The sequence below is a fragment of the Photobacterium angustum genome, from assembly GCF_003026365.1.
Lineage (GTDB): Bacteria > Pseudomonadota > Gammaproteobacteria > Enterobacterales > Vibrionaceae > Photobacterium > Photobacterium angustum.
In genome coordinates, this window is sequence record NZ_PYOM01000018.1 from 36,629 (window position 1) to 51,579 (window position 14,951).

Consider the following 14,951-nt stretch of genomic DNA (forward strand, 5'->3'; position numbering starts at 1 on the left):
ACGGTATGACACGCTTAACTCACTGCTAATCCACTTCGGGGTTATGTCGTAAATTATTCGTATACAACCAACGTTAAGCGAAACATTTATTAATTAAAATTAGCGCTTCCACCATTCAGGAATGATTGTTACGTTCGCATTCGCCGCACTCAACCAAGCCTGTTCACCTTCGATTGTTAGCTGTAATTGCATGGTACGTTCTACCACACTTTCTAGCTGTTTTAACTCTTCATCGCAAATATAGACCACAGAAACATTATCTAATGCATTGATTTTACTTTTATTTGCTTGCCACCAAATAGAAGCTGCATTATCACCATAAGCAAAGATAATCACCTTCTCTGATTTATGTGACGCCTTACGAATACGTTTCTCATCAGGCAAGCCAAGCTCAACCCATAATTCAATATCGTCAATTAAACTTTTCGTCCATAAATCAGGCTCTTCTGTACTACTTACACCTTTCGTAAACTGTAAGTTTGGATCCGCATTTAAGCCCCAAGCAACGACGCGTAACATGAAACGTTGTAAAGTTTCTGATGGATGACAGGCAATAGTATGTTGCTGATCTAAATAGACATGTCGATCCATGTCTGCCACGTTCATTTGTACTTTGTAAATAGTGGCATTAGTAGCCATATGGTAAACCTTATTATTGTGCTGTTGCATGTTATACGCCCTCCGTTGAGGTTATGTCTTACATAATTAGTGCCATTTCTGGCGCGTATAACTGTAAATTTTTTGCCTTTTGGCTAACTGTTTTAAAAACAATTAGTTACCAATATGCTTTACAACGGATGAGAATTGTATGTTACTGCGGCTTAATTTTTCGGAAATAACAGATAAAGATCAGTGTTCATTTTAATTAACCGTTCTTTGCGTGCTTTGGTCAGTGTTTTTTTAATTTTATATTCAAACACCATAGCATCACGCTTATTAACTACTTTTTGCGACCAAGCCAATGTGAGTGGTCCTTTTCCCTTAAGGTACTTTGCACCTTTGTTACTGTATTGATGCTCTGCAAACCGACGTTCTATATCGGTCGTTACGCCGCAATATAACGTATTAGAGGAAGTTCTGATTAAATAGACATACCAAGGTGTTACGTCTTTTGTCGTTTCTTTACTCATCCAATACTCATCTCATTAAAACAAAAACAGGCTCAGCAATGCTGAACCTGTTCGCGTGGGTATTCAATCATGGATGGTTTAACAGCGCAATAAAACAATGCTTAACGTATCCATTTAACCAGATCTATTCAGTTAATGAAGTAATGATTGCCTGTAACTCAGCAACTTTTTGTTTTAATTCTTCTACATCATTTTCAAGTTGGCTAATACGTTCATTATTGCCTGAACCACTTGTTACAGCTTGTACTGCACTTTCATATGCTGAAAGATCAATCTGACCACTTAGCAAATGCATGTAACGACAATCGCGTTTACCTGGCTCTCGAGGTAGTTTTACAACATATGGGCCTTTCTCATCACTTGATAGTTTAGTTAACACAGCTTCAGCTTCACGTACTTCAGTAAATTCACATAACCGATTGGTACGAGTACGAACTTCACCGGCTGTTTGAGGCCCTCGAAGTAATAACACAATCATTACTCCGAGTTCTTGTTTTGTAAATTGTAAACTACCAAACTCGGTATTACAGAAACGATGTTGAAATTTTGATACTCGACTACCAAAACTGCTGACATCGGCAACCATACGTTTTGCTTTTAATTCTTCAACAGTGTCAAGTACCGTTGCTTCGTCAAGTGACATAACAGGTTCACGGCTACTTTTTTGATTACATGCAGTGGTTAAAGCATTAAGTGTCAATGGGTATTGATCTGGCGTTGTGATTTCTTTTTCAAGCATACAACCAATTACGCGAGCTTGATTTTGCGTTAAATTCATTTCCATGCCCATCTTTCACCCTTTATAAAACTAACTCATTAAAATTAGATAATATCGATATATTAACGACTACATTGAAGCTTTATTTTTGTTCTTAACAAGAGATTATCACGTTACATGCCAACAGCAAGCTGTAAAAGTACAGTTTGTCTGCTTTTCAAACAACAATAACTTACTATATTAACTCACAATATTAGTTTTCATTTTGATCAACGGGTTGATTAAGGTAATCCGCAGCAATATATTGATTACGCCCTTTTGCTTTCGCTTGATAAAGTAACTTATCAACTTCTTGATATAAGTTCTCAATACTTTCTAAACCAGTGGGTATCCAAGAAATAGCACCTTGGCTCACGGTTAATATTTTCGCTGTATCAGAATATTCATGTTTAATTGCTAAAGAGGTAATCGCTTCTTTTAAGCGTTCACACTCTTTTACCGCTTGTTGACTATTACAATTACTTAGAAGGATAACGAACTCTTCACCACCATATCGTGCACAAATTTCCCCCGCTCGGCTGAATTTGCCTTTTAACTGATATGCCAACAGCTTTAAAGTATTATCTCCTTCAATATGACCATAATGATCATTGAAAGGTTTAAAGTGATCGACATCAAGCATAATAATCGTTAACGGCAAACCATTTCGGCCATGTAAGGATACTAACTCACTCAATTTTTGATCGAGATAACGACGATTGGCTAAGGTGGTAAGCCCATCTTCATTGACTTGCTGTGACAATAACTCATTCGCTTGCTGTAGCTGAATTGAAGTTTGTTTTAATTGTCGCCTCATGACCGATATACGTTGCATAGCTTTAATTTTAGCCGATAACACCATGCTATTAACAGGCTTGGTCAGATAATCATCGCCTCCTTTATCAATCGCTTCTGCGATGAGTTCAGGCTCTGAATGCGCACTCAGAAATATAATTGGTACCCACTCAGGAAAACACGCACGTATTTTCTGGGCAAGTTCGGTGCCTTGCATATCTGGCATACAAATATCTAAAAGCACCAAATCAGGATCAAAGCTAGCATAACTGTTAAGTGCATCCTGTCCTGATGAAAAAGCTTTAACCACATGGCCTAGATTTTTCAATCTTAGTTCAAGATACAGTCGTTCAGATAAGACATCCTCAACTAATAAAATGTGCATCGGCTCCATCTAGATACCTTAATAGTATTTTTAGTCTAAATTATTAAGCATTTTACATGCCTAATATAATATTGGCTTACAATGGATCAATAGTTAATTTAAAAACAAGCTTATTTAGCATGATGAGACCATAGTCACATCAAGATGAAACATCGATTTATTACTGTTTTTGACATGATATATTGACATTTGACGTTAGGAATATAGGATTCACCTCCTTAAACTTATGCTGTAGGAATAAAACCATGTCTGAGATGAACAAAAACGATGAGCAAATCGTTGAAGAAGTAACGTTTACGCTAGAAGACTGTTCACCAGAACTTCGTCAAGTTGTAAAATTTGAGAAAGTACCAACAGAACTTATTGATATGCTAGTTAATGTCTACAAAGTTTCTGAGCCAAGTACACGCGAAGCATGGAATTCACTACCTGCAAGTGCTCAAAATGTATTAGATAACTTTGAGCAATTTCATGCTCTAGTTGCACTAAGCCAAAGCTACTCAGGTGTTGATTTCCTAAGTGAAATGCAAGATACGAAGTTCCCTGAAGACATGAGTGCTGAAGAACAAGCAGACTACAAAGCATCTGCGCTTGATAAAGTTCTTCATAGCTGTGTGAAAGATATGTGTAAACAACTTAAGAAAGCACGTCAAAATCCACCAATGAAACGTGAATTCAATATGATCTTTCAAAAATAGTTATTAAATATATAACTGTAGAACATAAGGAGTAGCATTTGCTGCTCCTTTTTTTGTTGGAAAAATGAAGTGCGAATGTAACCAACATAACAAAAGAAATAACCATAACATCTAATTTATAAAATGATATTCAAGGGCTCAATATGTATTCTTGACTGCTTGTATTATTTTCATCTTTACTAATCCTACTCTACGGTTAAAATCCTTGCATAATTAACAAGTTGCAACAATTTAAAGCGGTTAACACAAACTTAATGCAGTAGTTTTACATAACTTTTTATAGCACTTCGTGATATTATACAAAATTGAATGATTTCAATAGCTAGAGGTTCATGGATGCCAAATACTGAGCAGATAAGATTCCAGACAAATGTGTGTTATGTAGAAAGCCAGGGTATTCTCAAAACACCAGAATCTACGCTCAAGTTAAATTTATCTGAGCAATACATTTTATCGTATCTCATAGATAATTATGGTAAACCCGTAACAAAAGATGAGCTATTAAATGTAGGTTGGCCCGATCGCATTGTAACTGAAGCTTCTTTATTTCAAGTCATTCGCGCTCTACGCGTGAAACTGAATGAAGAAAAAAAAGGTGATATTATTGAAACATTGCCACGTGTTGGTTATCAAATTCGAGAATTCACTCGAGAGACGGTTGATTTATCGGAATCTCAGCGTTTATCCCCATTAAAGAAACTCGGAAAAAAAACAGTCGTTCTTTCTGCAATTAGTTTAGCTGTGATGGTGAGTGGCATCGCTTGGATGAAATATCCTTATTCTGGCTCACCAAAAAACTATTTAATTGATAAAGATCGAGTTGGTAGCAATGATTTTACTTATATAACGTCAAATGCTGAAGATCTCGCTGATCTTCGAGGTAAAGTAAAAGAGATCATTAATCAACAAACAGATAAGTACGGTACAATTACGACTAAAAATCAACGAGTCTATCTTTATAAGACAGAGAGTTTTTATTCTGCGGCATGGTGCACTGTAGACAGCAATAAAGTTTGTAAAAAGAATAGTGATTTTAGCTATAAAATAATACCTGATGAATGGTCTACATTTGCTGATATTGTCGTTAACAATAAAAAGATCTATCACGGTACACCAATTATTCAAACTGAGAATACGCAAGAACCAACGTCTATTGCCTACACGTCGTATATTGATAAATCAGGTATACAATCAAAGGTTACGCACCTATTTCTTACTCCGACAAATAAAAACGGCATCTTTAATTATTCAATGATGTCTTTTATTCAAGAGAAAGAGAGCGGCATGTTTCACCCACTCTCTATCAGTGCTGCCAAAGCAATACTGTATGATCAAAGTTCTCAGTTTTTGAAAACGGTGAAAATTGAACCTGAAATGTTTCACTGGTCTTATCAACCAAGTGTAAATTTTGATGAAAAGAAATCACTAGCATTAAAGCATAGTAATTTAGTTGAACAAGGGTTTCAAAATAATAAGCCTTTTTTCAGTTACTTAGTGTATGAGCAACCTCATCTAGTACTAATGCTTGATAACACAACAGGGTTTGTCTGGAATAGCACCAGTGAAGAAGATCCTTATGCGATTTTTTCATACCCTTCATCGAGCTCGACAAATAAATAATTAAATGCGCAGTATTCTGCGCATTTTTTATTATGAAGGTTTTACAATTAAGGTTATTCCTTCTACATCAACAACCACAACCTTCTGCCCTTCAGCTAAATCAACATCTGTTTTAACACTCCATGTGGTATCACCAAGTTGCAATCGACCATTTCCAGCATTCATTGCTTTTTCGACTGTAATAATTTGCCCAACCATTTGAGCTCCACGTTGATTTAATTTTGAAACAGAAGCATCCGTCTTATCTTTTTTATGCTGGTATCTCCACCATAGCCATGTGGTAAATAGCGCAAATACTGCAAAACATACCCACTGTAAGGGCCATGATACAGGTAACATTATAAATAAGACGCCGACTAGAACAGCTGAAATACCAAGCCATAATAAATACCCAGCAGTGCCAAGTAATTCAAGTAGCAATAACACTAAACCTAATGCTATCCAATGCCAGAAATTCATTTGTTCTAGTAAATCGATCATGCATTTCCACCTTTATCTGTTTTGTTACTCCATAACTCGGCAATACCAGCAACAGAACCCATCAAGCCCGCGGTTTCTAATGGCATCATAATGACTTTACCATTCTCAGACTGCCCGATCGCTTTTAGTGCTTCAGTATAGCCTTGTGCGACAAAGTAATTAACTGCCTTAATATCACCGTTCGCTATTGCATCTGATACCATTTTCGTTGCTTTAGCTTCGGCCTCGGCTTCACGCTCTCTTGCCTCAGCTTGTAGAATCACTGACTGTTTTTCACCTTCAGCTTTTAAAATTTCTGATTGCTTTTGTCCTTCAGCACGAAGAATTTCAGCTTGGCGAACACCTTCAGCTTCTAAAATTTCAGCACGTTTGTTTCGTTCAGCTTTCATCTGCGCGTTCATTGCAGCGGTTAAATCTGTAGGCGGTTGTACGTCTTTTATTTCAATACGTGTGATCTTAATACCCCACGGATTAGTTGCTTGATCGACAATTGTGAGTAGACGGCTATTAATGGTATCTCGTTGCGATAACATTTCATCAAGCTCCATGGAGCCCAACACCGTACGCATATTCGTTAACGTCAGATTACGAATAGCGAGTTCAAGATCTGATACTTCATACGCCGCTTTTGCCGCATCGAACACTTGAATAAAACAAACCGCATCAATTGTTACTGAAGCATTATCACGAGAAATAACTTCTTGAGCAGGAATATCTAACACTCGCTCCATCATATTCACTTTATTACCGACTTTATCAATAAAAGGAATAATCAAGTTTAGACCTGGGCGAAGTGTTTTGGTATAGCGCCCAAAACGTTCTACTGTCCATTCAGATCCCTGAGTAACAGTTTTAACACTTGATGCAATAATGACTATCGCAACAAAAATAAATATAGCAATGGTAATTAACGAATCGTATGGCATAGCTTCTCTCCCTAATTAGCGTTGAAACATTGTACCATCGGGGTAAGTAAATATGCATCAACACACAAAAAATGAGACATGGTTAAAAGAGAAAAGTAAATCGTAATAGACTAGAAAAACTAAACGCCAAATGAATAAACATTTGGCGTTTAATTTTGTATTTATTCTGTATTGATGATTGCTACTTATTTAACATTTACGCATAGTTACATCTTCAAATTCACCATCAATCACAGTATGTGCTGATTGTTGACGGTAATCCGTGTCAACTTTTCGATCTCGTCCAGCAAAACCTTCACTAAAAGTACGCTCTTCAAATTGAACACCTTCCGATGCTAATTTGCGTTTAATAAATGGTTTTGCAATTAATGCTACGACGCCCATCAAAAGAGCCATTATCGCAGCAAATGAAATAGTAAATAATCCAATAACTACAGCAACAAAACCAGTAAGTAAATTTTTCATGGCTAAGCCTCTCTCTATAATATTTAGATAGAACAATAGCTAACTCGTTTGTTACTATTTTCTTTCTAAACTGATCTGCACTCTCACGTAGCAGTTATTTTTAGCTTACAACTAAATTAACTGACTGAAGATGAACCGAGGATGAACATATAACCTATTGTTCACAATCTACATCTTCTCTAACGAAAACTGAAACTTACAAAAGAACGTTAGTGATAATACAAACTATAAAGAGCATATTTCTATTGAAGGTGGGAGGTAGGACTTTGGAATACCTACAACAATGAGTCAGCTCCGATCTCATTGAACCCTAATCCCGCCATGTCGGCGATGTCCTAACTTAACGTCACCGCAAGTTAGGTCGGCACAACCCGTGATAAGCCAGATTATAGTCGCTGAATACTATTATTCTCTGCACTCCCCGCTTCAAGCCGTCGCTTAAAGCTATAAAACTATAGCACTTTAAATTTTATAAAAGCAATAACAAACAGCGAGTATGTATCATTTTTATACAGCTTCAACTGATACTTCACACTGTATGCGGCTAATTTTATGATCTGCCAATAAAAAATATGCATTTTGTGGCAAATCTTGTTCAAAGGTTTCACTGTAACTCATGGCGGCATACACTCCTCTAAACACTGCACCTGTCAGTCCATGCGAAACAACAATGAGATGATCTGGAATTAAGTCATCATGCAAAAAATCTTTAATTCGATATACAACTGATTCATATGATTCACTATTTGGCGCAGATAGATACCAATCACGATGACTCAATAGCTTCGGATTATTCTGGACTAAATCAGGTATAAAACATTTTTCCCAGTCACCTAAATTAAACTCTTTTAAGCGCTCATCAGTCGTTATTAAATTGCTATCTATTCCTAACTCTTTACAGACTATGTTAGCTGTTTCAATTGCTCTACCAAGTGGACTGCAATAAACAGCCCAATGCTTTTTATTACCAATTTTTCGATTGATAGATGCACCAATCATGGATGCTTGTTCTTTTCCTAATTCCGTCAAGCCTGAGTTACAATGTCCTTGTAAGCGTTGTTGAGCGTTAAACGTTGTTTGACCATGGCGTAATAGATAAATGCTTTTTGACATTGTATTCCCCTTGCGATTAGAGGAAATTACACCACTTATTACCTTACGACAAGTTGAATACCCCTTTAATACTTATAAAGTATAACCTTGAGTAATAAATACAAAGAGAGTGGCTTAGTTTACAAACACAAGAATGATTTGAAAGTCTTACTTATCTAAATGAAAGCTACCGTTTGTATAGGTCAAGAGAATTACCCTTAAGGAGATATCACAACAACAATTTATTAATCTTAAGGCCACTTATATGTTATGTATCACTCAAAGTGTAAAATTCATTGAATGTGGTAAATATCTTCGATTGTAAAGGTGAATTGAACTAAGCATAGTCCTAATAAGAGATAGTAATTTCTGTGCAGGTCGGAATCTAATAGAAGATATGTAGTGTTAAGATATGTAGATCCAGGCTTCCCAGTAGAGAACCTAAAGTTTGATAGCGAGTATAGTTACCTTTACATGGCTCCTTTTAGTAAATACTTAGACTATCGTATCAAAGCCTATAAACGTACTGATGAGCAATGGAAAAAAATTTATGAACAAGGTCGATTATCAATGTTCCCATACATTAAGAATCTTAAAACAGGCGATATTGACTACTTTAATAAAAAGTTAACAACAATACAAAAAGACGCCAATTATTTAATGAATAGTTTGATGGCTCAATAACACGTTATTTATTGAGCCACTACCAAGTAAATATATTAAATTAAATGGTATTAATCTAATTATCGGTAATTCAATTAATCATTCTATTCCCTACCATATCGTTCAGACTTTCTAACTTACTTTGTTCACATTCGAGCTAGCTTCCACGACTACCTCAGAAATGCCTCGAAATTGGTTTCACCAAAAAGTCTACAATCACAGTCGACTAGTTTTTGACCTAATAGAACTAATACTACAAACAAAAAATCTATGAACGTACTGTCTGGGTATTTGGAGATGACCCTGTGCCATCGTAAGATCGTTGATCATTTTGCCTGTTCTCCATGATGTCGTCAGATAATCAGATATCAATGCGTCCACGATCACGAAGAATTTAGTTATATTTTGCATAATTAGTTTACACCGATAGGTATGCTTTTTGATGTAATAGCGTCTGGATTCGTTGTATTTGTAAGGCATGAGTATTGAGCTAGATACGAAGATAGATGGCAAGGGTAAAGGAAGACACGCTCAAATCAAAATTGACGATTTAATGAGCGCGTCAACAAAACCATGCTTGCCTTAAAAATAAGGCCTGTATTAAGAAACTTTCTATACAAGCGGGTATTGCTGAATCTCCGTTAAGACGATGGGTTCGAGATGACACACTTAAACAAATACAGCAACAAAAGGAAAATGACGAAAGTCAGTTGCAAGGGGCACTGAGCCGAACCCAAGATGTAAAAGAGGCCTTGTTAAAGACGATTTCTATCTATGCGCGTGAATTTGGGGAAGATTGCGAGTGATGGGAGTCTGATTGAGAGGCTAATTTTTTCGAATGTCATCATAGAATTAGGCGAGCAAGTCCTCAAAAAAGCCCAAGCAGCCTCGGGTTATTGAAAAATTGCTAATATAGAACTAATGTATATAATGCTTCGCTCTTTTCTTTCAAGGTACTCAGTGACTTATTATTTTTCAGGTTAACAATGAATAAAGGTTTAGTTTTTACCGCTTTATTTTTCATGATCTGCCTTGTAGGTTGTGGCGACTCTGGTGACAATTCCACACCAGATAAAAAAACCACCCCAGATATTCCGCCGATTGTGGAGCATCAACTCGATGAGATTTATATCACTGCCAAAAAAACGACTTTTGCCCAACAACAGTTGTCTCTAAACAAAGGACTCTCATTGTCTTTTCAAGCTGAAGGACATTATTCAGATGGACATCTAGCAGATATTACCCAAAATGTTATTTGGCAGAGCTCTGAAGCTGATGTGGCTTATTTTGGTTTAGATAACACAATCACAGCTGTACGTGAAGGTGAAACTCTCGTCACTGCTCGTTGGCAAGGCATTCAAAGTGAGCCTTTACCGCTGATGATCACCTATGCCAGTATCCAACAGCTGTCGATAGAGTTGGCGATGGAGACTATGCAACTTGGCAGCACGCAGCAAGCCCATGTCATTGCTACCCTAAGTGATCAACAACATGAAAGCATTGACAAAGATATTGATTGGCAAACATCCACCCCTGAATTAATCGATATAAGCGAACAAGGTGTCATTTCAGCGCTTGATAGTGGCGTCGCAGAGATCAGTGCCTTATTTGCAGGCTTTGAGGTCACACAAAAAATAATCATACTTGCACCTAAAATCACTCAATTACAGCTAGTTGCATTTGATAGCACTATGAGTAAAGGCACCAGTCAGCAAGTTAAAGTTAATAGCATTTATGACAATCAAAGTATTCTTGATATCACGAACGATATCAACTGGCAAGTGGCTGATCCAAACATCATCAGCATTCAAAAAAACAATCAGTGGGTTGCCAAGCAATCAGGTACAACAGAGATTGTTGGTGAATTTGCTGGCTTTCAAACAGATCCTCTAACCATCAAGGTGAAAGAAGCAGCAATCACTCAACTTCATTTAAGTAGTCCACAGCAAACACTGACCATAGGTCAAAGTATCCCATTAACGCTGAAGGCACAGTTTTCAGATGGCAACATTCATTCTTTAACACAAGGGATCACTTGGTCTAGTTTAGGACATGTTATTATCAGTGAGAACGGCAAGCTCACCGCACAAAGTTCTGGTGAAACCAGCATATGGGCCACCGTCAATGGCGTAAAAAGCAACCCTGTGGTCATTAAAGTTGCGGCAGCGAAGTTATCCCATATTGAAATCATGGCAAAGACTAACCAGATGCTAGTTGGTGAAACAACCTCATTAAAAGCCATGGCTTACTATGATGATGGACAATCTCAAGATATCAGCGGTGAAACCGATTTTGTGATTTTAGATAATCACAGTCGTATGAAACATCATATTATATTAGAAGCCATTCAGCCTGGGAAAACGCGCATTAAAGCGACTTATAAAGGTAAAACAAGTGAAATCATAGACATTGATATTGCTGCGGTGCAAGCCACAAGTTTAGATATTGAAGCGCAACAAGCCTATGCCAACATCCCTAAAGGGACAAATACACGTTTTAAAGTTGTTGCAGCATTTAATGATGGCACAAACCGTTATCTGACACATAAAGTCACTTGGCATTTATCTCATCCTGAAATATTGACGATGACAGGTCAAGGCAGTTTTCAAGCTAATGCAGTAGGTCACACCGACATTTGGGCCAGCTATGGTGAAATAAACACAAAACCTTTGACCGTTAAAGTCACAGACGCTGCAGTAGATAGCTTTTACATTGATAAAGCACCAATTACTATTGCAGCTGGTCATCACAAGGCCATAAAAGCTTTTGCAAAATTCTCTGATGATAATTTGGTTGATGTGTCACAACAAGTCACATGGACTAGTCGCCAACCTGAGATTGGTGATTTTGATACAGGTAACCATTTACTCGCTAAACAAGCAGGCCAAGTGACAATTGATGCAAGGTTTCGATCGCAACATGTTGCGAGTAAAACCCTGAATATCAGCCAAGCTACGATTAATAAAGTACAGTTAGCTGTTACGCAAGCTCAATATTATGTTGGAGATCACTTTGTACCACAATTGCAGGTGAAAGATAGCCTTGGTAATGATGTTCATATCGAAAACTCGCAAGTAAAATGGTATTTTGATCATAAAATCGTACAGATGTTTGAACCGGGTCACTTACAAGCGATGAAAGCTGGCCAATTTGAACTCTTTGCAGTAGTAGCAGGACAGCAAAGCAATCGCTTGATCATCGCCATTGAAGACAATGAGTTACAAACACTAATCATTCAATCGCCAAGCACATTTATCATTAAAGGTGCCAAGATGCAACTGCAAGCCATTGGCGAGTATAGCAATGGCCAAAAAATTGATTTAACCTCTAAAGTCACATGGAGTTCTAATGATCAATCAAGAATCAGTGTCTCAGACACAGGTATGATCAAGGGACATCATGACAGTGCGCCAACCAGAATTAATGCAACATTCAATACACAACAAAGTCATATTAACATATGGTCAAAGAAATTAGCGCAATGCCCACAAGGACAACTTCAAGAAAATCAAGCGGCTTCTTGCATTCATACAAGCCACGATGATGATGGTAATCTCTTTAGCGCTTCACCGTCGTTATCTTTGATCAAAGCTCTAGGTTATACAAAAGAGCAGCCTGTGAACGTGATGACACCATGGACTTATGCTGATGTGATGACAGAGCATGGCATTGACTTCCCGGTATTTCATGTGATTGATGAAAACCACTCCCGTCCTCGCGCTAAATATTGGTGTGTCTTATTAAATCACTTTGCGATTGCAGGAAAAAACACTTGGCATGTGCCGGATGACTTGCAGTTGATTAACTTTGCCAATACACAACAGCAGTTTAGTCAATATTGGCCTTTAACTTATGAATACTTTGCTAAAACTCCACTAACAAAGCATTTAATTCACCTGCGCCAACTGACGAACAATAATAATCCTCAGGCACAAGATTTAGGCTTGATGACCTGTATCGCAGATTAGAGCGATGAAATAAGGCGGCCAAGACCGCCTTTTTCAATCAATTAATGGTATTTTTCACTCATAGCCCGCCTCCCAAAATTTCAGTATTCACTGGGATTCTTGTTTTTATTAATTGCTCTATATTCGTCATCATCCAAACTGCCGTTTGTTCGCTTCACTCTTGTTATAAAAGAGTCAAGCACTCATCACGATTAAATATGGATTTTGAGGCTTTAATTAAGAGAATCTGTCTTTCGTATTCGACTGGAGACAGCCCTCAATTTGTACCATGGTTTCTTCTTGGATTGAAGAAGCCTTCAACGAGCATGATCTTATCATCGATGTCATTCACTGTAAGGTTTAAGCCTACTCCGAGGCGCAGCCCCATCGAATAGAGAGTAAGAAAGAAAACTTGATAACGAAGTTGGTAGGTGTCGCTGATTAATTGTGCGATCTCGGATTATTCTGGACTAAATCAGGAATAAAACATTTTTCCCAGTCACCTAAATTAAACTCTTTTAAGCGCTCGTCAGTCGTTATTAAATTGCTATCTATTCCTAACTCTTCGCAAACTATTTTGGCTGTTTCAATCGCTCTTCCGAGTGGACTGCAATAAACAGCCCAATGTTTTTTTATTACCAATTTTTCGATTGATAGATGCACCAATCATGGATGCTTGTTCTTTTCCTAATTCCGTCAAGCCTGAGTTACAATGTCCTTGTAAGCGTTGTTGAGCGTTAAACGTTGTTTGACCATGACGTAATAGATAAATGCTTTTTGACATTGTATTCCCCTTGCGATGATAAGAAATTACACCACTTATTACCTGACGACAAGTTGAATACATTTTTTATACTTAAGAAGTATAAAATATAACCTAACAGATACAGCGAGAGTGGCTTGGCTTGCAGACATGAGAACGAATTAAAAGTCTAACTGAATTAAATTAAAAGTATCGTCTATGTATATCAAGACAACTCGTCCTTGAGAGGGTGTCACAAAACAAATTTTTAAATTTTAAGACTACTTAAATATATGTAGAAGAAGATAGGAAATAGAGGGAGAATAGTAAGCAAACCTTCTCCCTTGCATATGGCATAGCTTCATCTAGCGGCTCATCCAGATATCACTGAAACGCTGTGTTGATATATGAAAAAACAAATCATCTTTTTGCTTATAAACATTAACAAATGTTTTTTCTATGTCTACGAATTCTGTATTTCTAAATTGAGATACAACAAAGGTTAAATCATTATTAGTTTTAGGTGTATAAGCCCAGTAATTCAAATTATCTTCATTTCGCTTACAGTGCTTTTCCATTTCAATCTTTTTGCCATTAATGACCATAGACACAGTACCATTAAGACCTTGAATATTACATTGACTTAAAAAACGCTCAAAGCCATTGTTGTTATATTTCGCTTTGTATAGTTTAAAGAATAACTTTTTATCACCGATTTCTGGTGGCGTGATCAATGCAGATAAAACATAATGTCCGTCAATACTTGATGAGTTCCAATCCTCTGCTTTCACATTTAATGAACACATCATCATTAATAAAGATGCGATACATACCAGCTTACTCATATTATTCCTTTAACATCAATAACAGCCACAATATAAAGAAGAACGTCCTTTTGAATCAGTTTAACAGCAATGTTATGCGTCATCAAAAGAATCATTGAAGCCATTAAAGCTAAACATGAAATTTTTATACATACTTTATGTATTTTATTACCAATCTATAAGGTAATTAATATTATAAATAGACATTGAATTGTAAAAAATTGAGAGTTATATCACCTTAACCTCTATTCAATATTACTATTACATACTTAAACTTGCCCCTTATCGCAAAACAATCAATTTAAATTTCATTTAATTTATGAGAGATTAACCGCACAAAATAACAACTAAGTAATCAAATTACTTACTTAATTGTGAATTCTTTTAAGGTTTCTCAATAGCATAACTTCATGTTTAGACTAGAAAT

The 14,951-nt window shown here is 36.8% G+C and carries 15 protein-coding genes and 1 pseudogene; 4 read left to right on the forward strand and 12 right to left on the reverse strand.

The annotated features are described in order from the left end of the window. Positions 1 to 99: 99 nt before the first annotated feature. The 4 genes from CTN01_RS17270 to CTN01_RS17285 all read right to left on the reverse strand — a co-directional run bounded on the left by CTN01_RS17270 (position 100) and on the right by CTN01_RS17285 (position 3,076). On the reverse strand, positions 100 to 639 hold the full coding sequence (locus CTN01_RS17270) for a YaeQ family protein (RefSeq protein ID WP_045127524.1): 540 nt from the start codon (positions 637 to 639) through the stop codon (positions 100 to 102). 182 nt (positions 640 to 821) lie between these two features. Beyond that, complete coding sequence (locus CTN01_RS17275) at positions 822 to 1,130, reverse strand: GIY-YIG nuclease family protein (protein WP_045147339.1); 309 nt, start codon at positions 1,128 to 1,130, stop codon at positions 822 to 824. Positions 1,131 to 1,254: 124 nt separating this feature from the next. Then, positions 1,255 to 1,914, reverse strand: coding sequence for a YceH family protein (locus CTN01_RS17280; RefSeq protein WP_045147598.1), 660 nt, complete (start codon positions 1,912 to 1,914; stop codon positions 1,255 to 1,257). 187 nt (positions 1,915 to 2,101) lie between these two features. Then, on the reverse strand, positions 2,102 to 3,076 hold the full coding sequence (locus CTN01_RS17285) for a GGDEF domain-containing response regulator (protein ID WP_045147341.1): 975 nt from the start codon (positions 3,074 to 3,076) through the stop codon (positions 2,102 to 2,104). A gap of 236 nt (positions 3,077 to 3,312) precedes the next feature. On the opposite strand from CTN01_RS17285, the gene CTN01_RS17290 reads away from it, so the two are divergent. Together CTN01_RS17290 and CTN01_RS17295 are read left to right on the forward strand one after the other, a co-directional pair. Then, positions 3,313 to 3,765 carry a DUF3069 domain-containing protein gene (locus CTN01_RS17290; RefSeq protein WP_045147342.1) on the forward strand — a complete coding sequence of 151 codons (453 nt, stop codon included), beginning with the start codon at positions 3,313 to 3,315 and terminating at the stop codon, positions 3,763 to 3,765. Positions 3,766 to 4,101: 336 nt separating this feature from the next. Further along, positions 4,102 to 5,385, forward strand: a complete 1,284-nt coding sequence (locus CTN01_RS17295; protein ID WP_045147343.1) for a winged helix-turn-helix domain-containing protein — start codon at positions 4,102 to 4,104, stop codon at positions 5,383 to 5,385. 30 nt (positions 5,386 to 5,415) lie between these two features. On the opposite strand, the gene CTN01_RS17300 is transcribed toward CTN01_RS17295, so the two are convergent. From CTN01_RS17300 to CTN01_RS17315, 4 genes are all read right to left on the reverse strand, one after another. Further along, positions 5,416 to 5,865 (reverse strand): NfeD family protein, encoded by a 450-nt coding sequence (locus tag CTN01_RS17300; RefSeq protein WP_080896140.1) that lies wholly within the window; start codon positions 5,863 to 5,865, stop codon positions 5,416 to 5,418. Then, a complete protein-coding gene (locus CTN01_RS17305) occupies positions 5,862 to 6,791 on the reverse strand; it encodes an SPFH domain-containing protein (RefSeq protein ID WP_005364939.1) in 930 nt (309 codons plus the stop codon). Before CTN01_RS17305 ends, CTN01_RS17300 begins: the two co-directional genes overlap by 4 nt. A gap of 189 nt (positions 6,792 to 6,980) precedes the next feature. Then, positions 6,981 to 7,256 (reverse strand): hypothetical protein, encoded by a 276-nt coding sequence (locus CTN01_RS17310; protein WP_005364938.1) that lies wholly within the window; start codon positions 7,254 to 7,256, stop codon positions 6,981 to 6,983. Positions 7,257 to 7,763: 507 nt separating this feature from the next. Next, positions 7,764 to 8,369, reverse strand: coding sequence for a histidine phosphatase family protein (locus CTN01_RS17315; protein WP_045147345.1), 606 nt, complete (start codon positions 8,367 to 8,369; stop codon positions 7,764 to 7,766). A gap of 381 nt (positions 8,370 to 8,750) precedes the next feature. Between CTN01_RS17315 and CTN01_RS17320 the strand changes: the two genes are divergently transcribed. Both CTN01_RS17320 and CTN01_RS17325 read left to right on the forward strand, forming a co-directional pair. Next, complete coding sequence (locus CTN01_RS17320) at positions 8,751 to 9,032, forward strand: hypothetical protein (protein WP_045186049.1); 282 nt, start codon at positions 8,751 to 8,753, stop codon at positions 9,030 to 9,032. A 965-nt stretch (positions 9,033 to 9,997) separates the two neighbouring features. Beyond that, entirely contained in the window at positions 9,998 to 12,979 is a 2,982-nt protein-coding gene (locus CTN01_RS17325) for an Ig-like domain-containing protein (protein ID WP_045147347.1), read from the forward strand. A gap of 298 nt (positions 12,980 to 13,277) precedes the next feature. Here CTN01_RS17325 and CTN01_RS23200 read toward each other — a convergent pair. The 4 genes and pseudogenes from CTN01_RS23200 to CTN01_RS17340 form a co-directional block, all read right to left on the reverse strand. Next, positions 13,278 to 13,415: pseudogene (locus CTN01_RS23200) on the reverse strand (integrase); the annotation flags it as partial. After that, the gene (locus CTN01_RS23120; RefSeq protein WP_252856901.1) at positions 13,400 to 13,621 is read right to left on the reverse strand and encodes a histidine phosphatase family protein; all 222 of its coding nucleotides are present in this window, start codon (positions 13,619 to 13,621) and stop codon (positions 13,400 to 13,402) included. The gene CTN01_RS23120 and the pseudogene CTN01_RS23200, both read right to left, overlap by 16 nt. Further along, positions 13,545 to 13,742 (reverse strand): histidine phosphatase family protein, encoded by a 198-nt coding sequence (locus CTN01_RS23125; protein WP_252856900.1) that lies wholly within the window; start codon positions 13,740 to 13,742, stop codon positions 13,545 to 13,547. The genes CTN01_RS23120 and CTN01_RS23125 overlap by 77 nt, the downstream gene beginning before the upstream one ends. Positions 13,743 to 14,065: 323 nt before the next feature. Further along, on the reverse strand, positions 14,066 to 14,545 hold the full coding sequence (locus CTN01_RS17340; RefSeq protein ID WP_045147349.1) for a hypothetical protein: 480 nt from the start codon (positions 14,543 to 14,545) through the stop codon (positions 14,066 to 14,068). Between the last annotated feature and the right edge of the window lie 406 nt (positions 14,546 to 14,951).

Bases quoted from the DNA above. Each gene is read 5' to 3' on its own strand.
- CTN01_RS17270 (WP_045127524.1), bottom strand. From the start codon at position 639: ATGGCTACTAATGCCACTATTTACAAAGTACAAATGAACGTGGCAGAC.
- CTN01_RS17275 (WP_045147339.1), bottom strand. From the start codon at position 1,130: ATGAGTAAAGAAACGACAAAAGACGTAACACCTTGGTATGTCTATTTA.
- CTN01_RS17280 (WP_045147598.1), bottom strand. From the start codon at position 1,914: ATGGAAATGAATTTAACGCAAAATCAAGCTCGCGTAATTGGTTGTATG.
- CTN01_RS17285 (WP_045147341.1), bottom strand. From the start codon at position 3,076: ATGGAGCCGATGCACATTTTATTAGTTGAGGATGTCTTATCTGAACGA.
- CTN01_RS17290 (WP_045147342.1), top strand. From the start codon at position 3,313: ATGTCTGAGATGAACAAAAACGATGAGCAAATCGTTGAAGAAGTAACG.
- CTN01_RS17295 (WP_045147343.1), top strand. From the start codon at position 4,102: ATGCCAAATACTGAGCAGATAAGATTCCAGACAAATGTGTGTTATGTA.
- CTN01_RS17300 (WP_080896140.1), bottom strand. From the start codon at position 5,865: ATGATCGATTTACTAGAACAAATGAATTTCTGGCATTGGATAGCATTA.
- CTN01_RS17305 (WP_005364939.1), bottom strand. From the start codon at position 6,791: ATGCCATACGATTCGTTAATTACCATTGCTATATTTATTTTTGTTGCG.
- CTN01_RS17310 (WP_005364938.1), bottom strand. From the start codon at position 7,256: ATGAAAAATTTACTTACTGGTTTTGTTGCTGTAGTTATTGGATTATTT.
- CTN01_RS17315 (WP_045147345.1), bottom strand. From the start codon at position 8,369: ATGTCAAAAAGCATTTATCTATTACGCCATGGTCAAACAACGTTTAAC.
- CTN01_RS17325 (WP_045147347.1), top strand. From the start codon at position 9,998: ATGAATAAAGGTTTAGTTTTTACCGCTTTATTTTTCATGATCTGCCTT.
- CTN01_RS23125 (WP_252856900.1), bottom strand. From the start codon at position 13,742: ATGTCAAAAAGCATTTATCTATTACGTCATGGTCAAACAACGTTTAAC.
- CTN01_RS17340 (WP_045147349.1), bottom strand. From the start codon at position 14,545: ATGAGTAAGCTGGTATGTATCGCATCTTTATTAATGATGATGTGTTCA.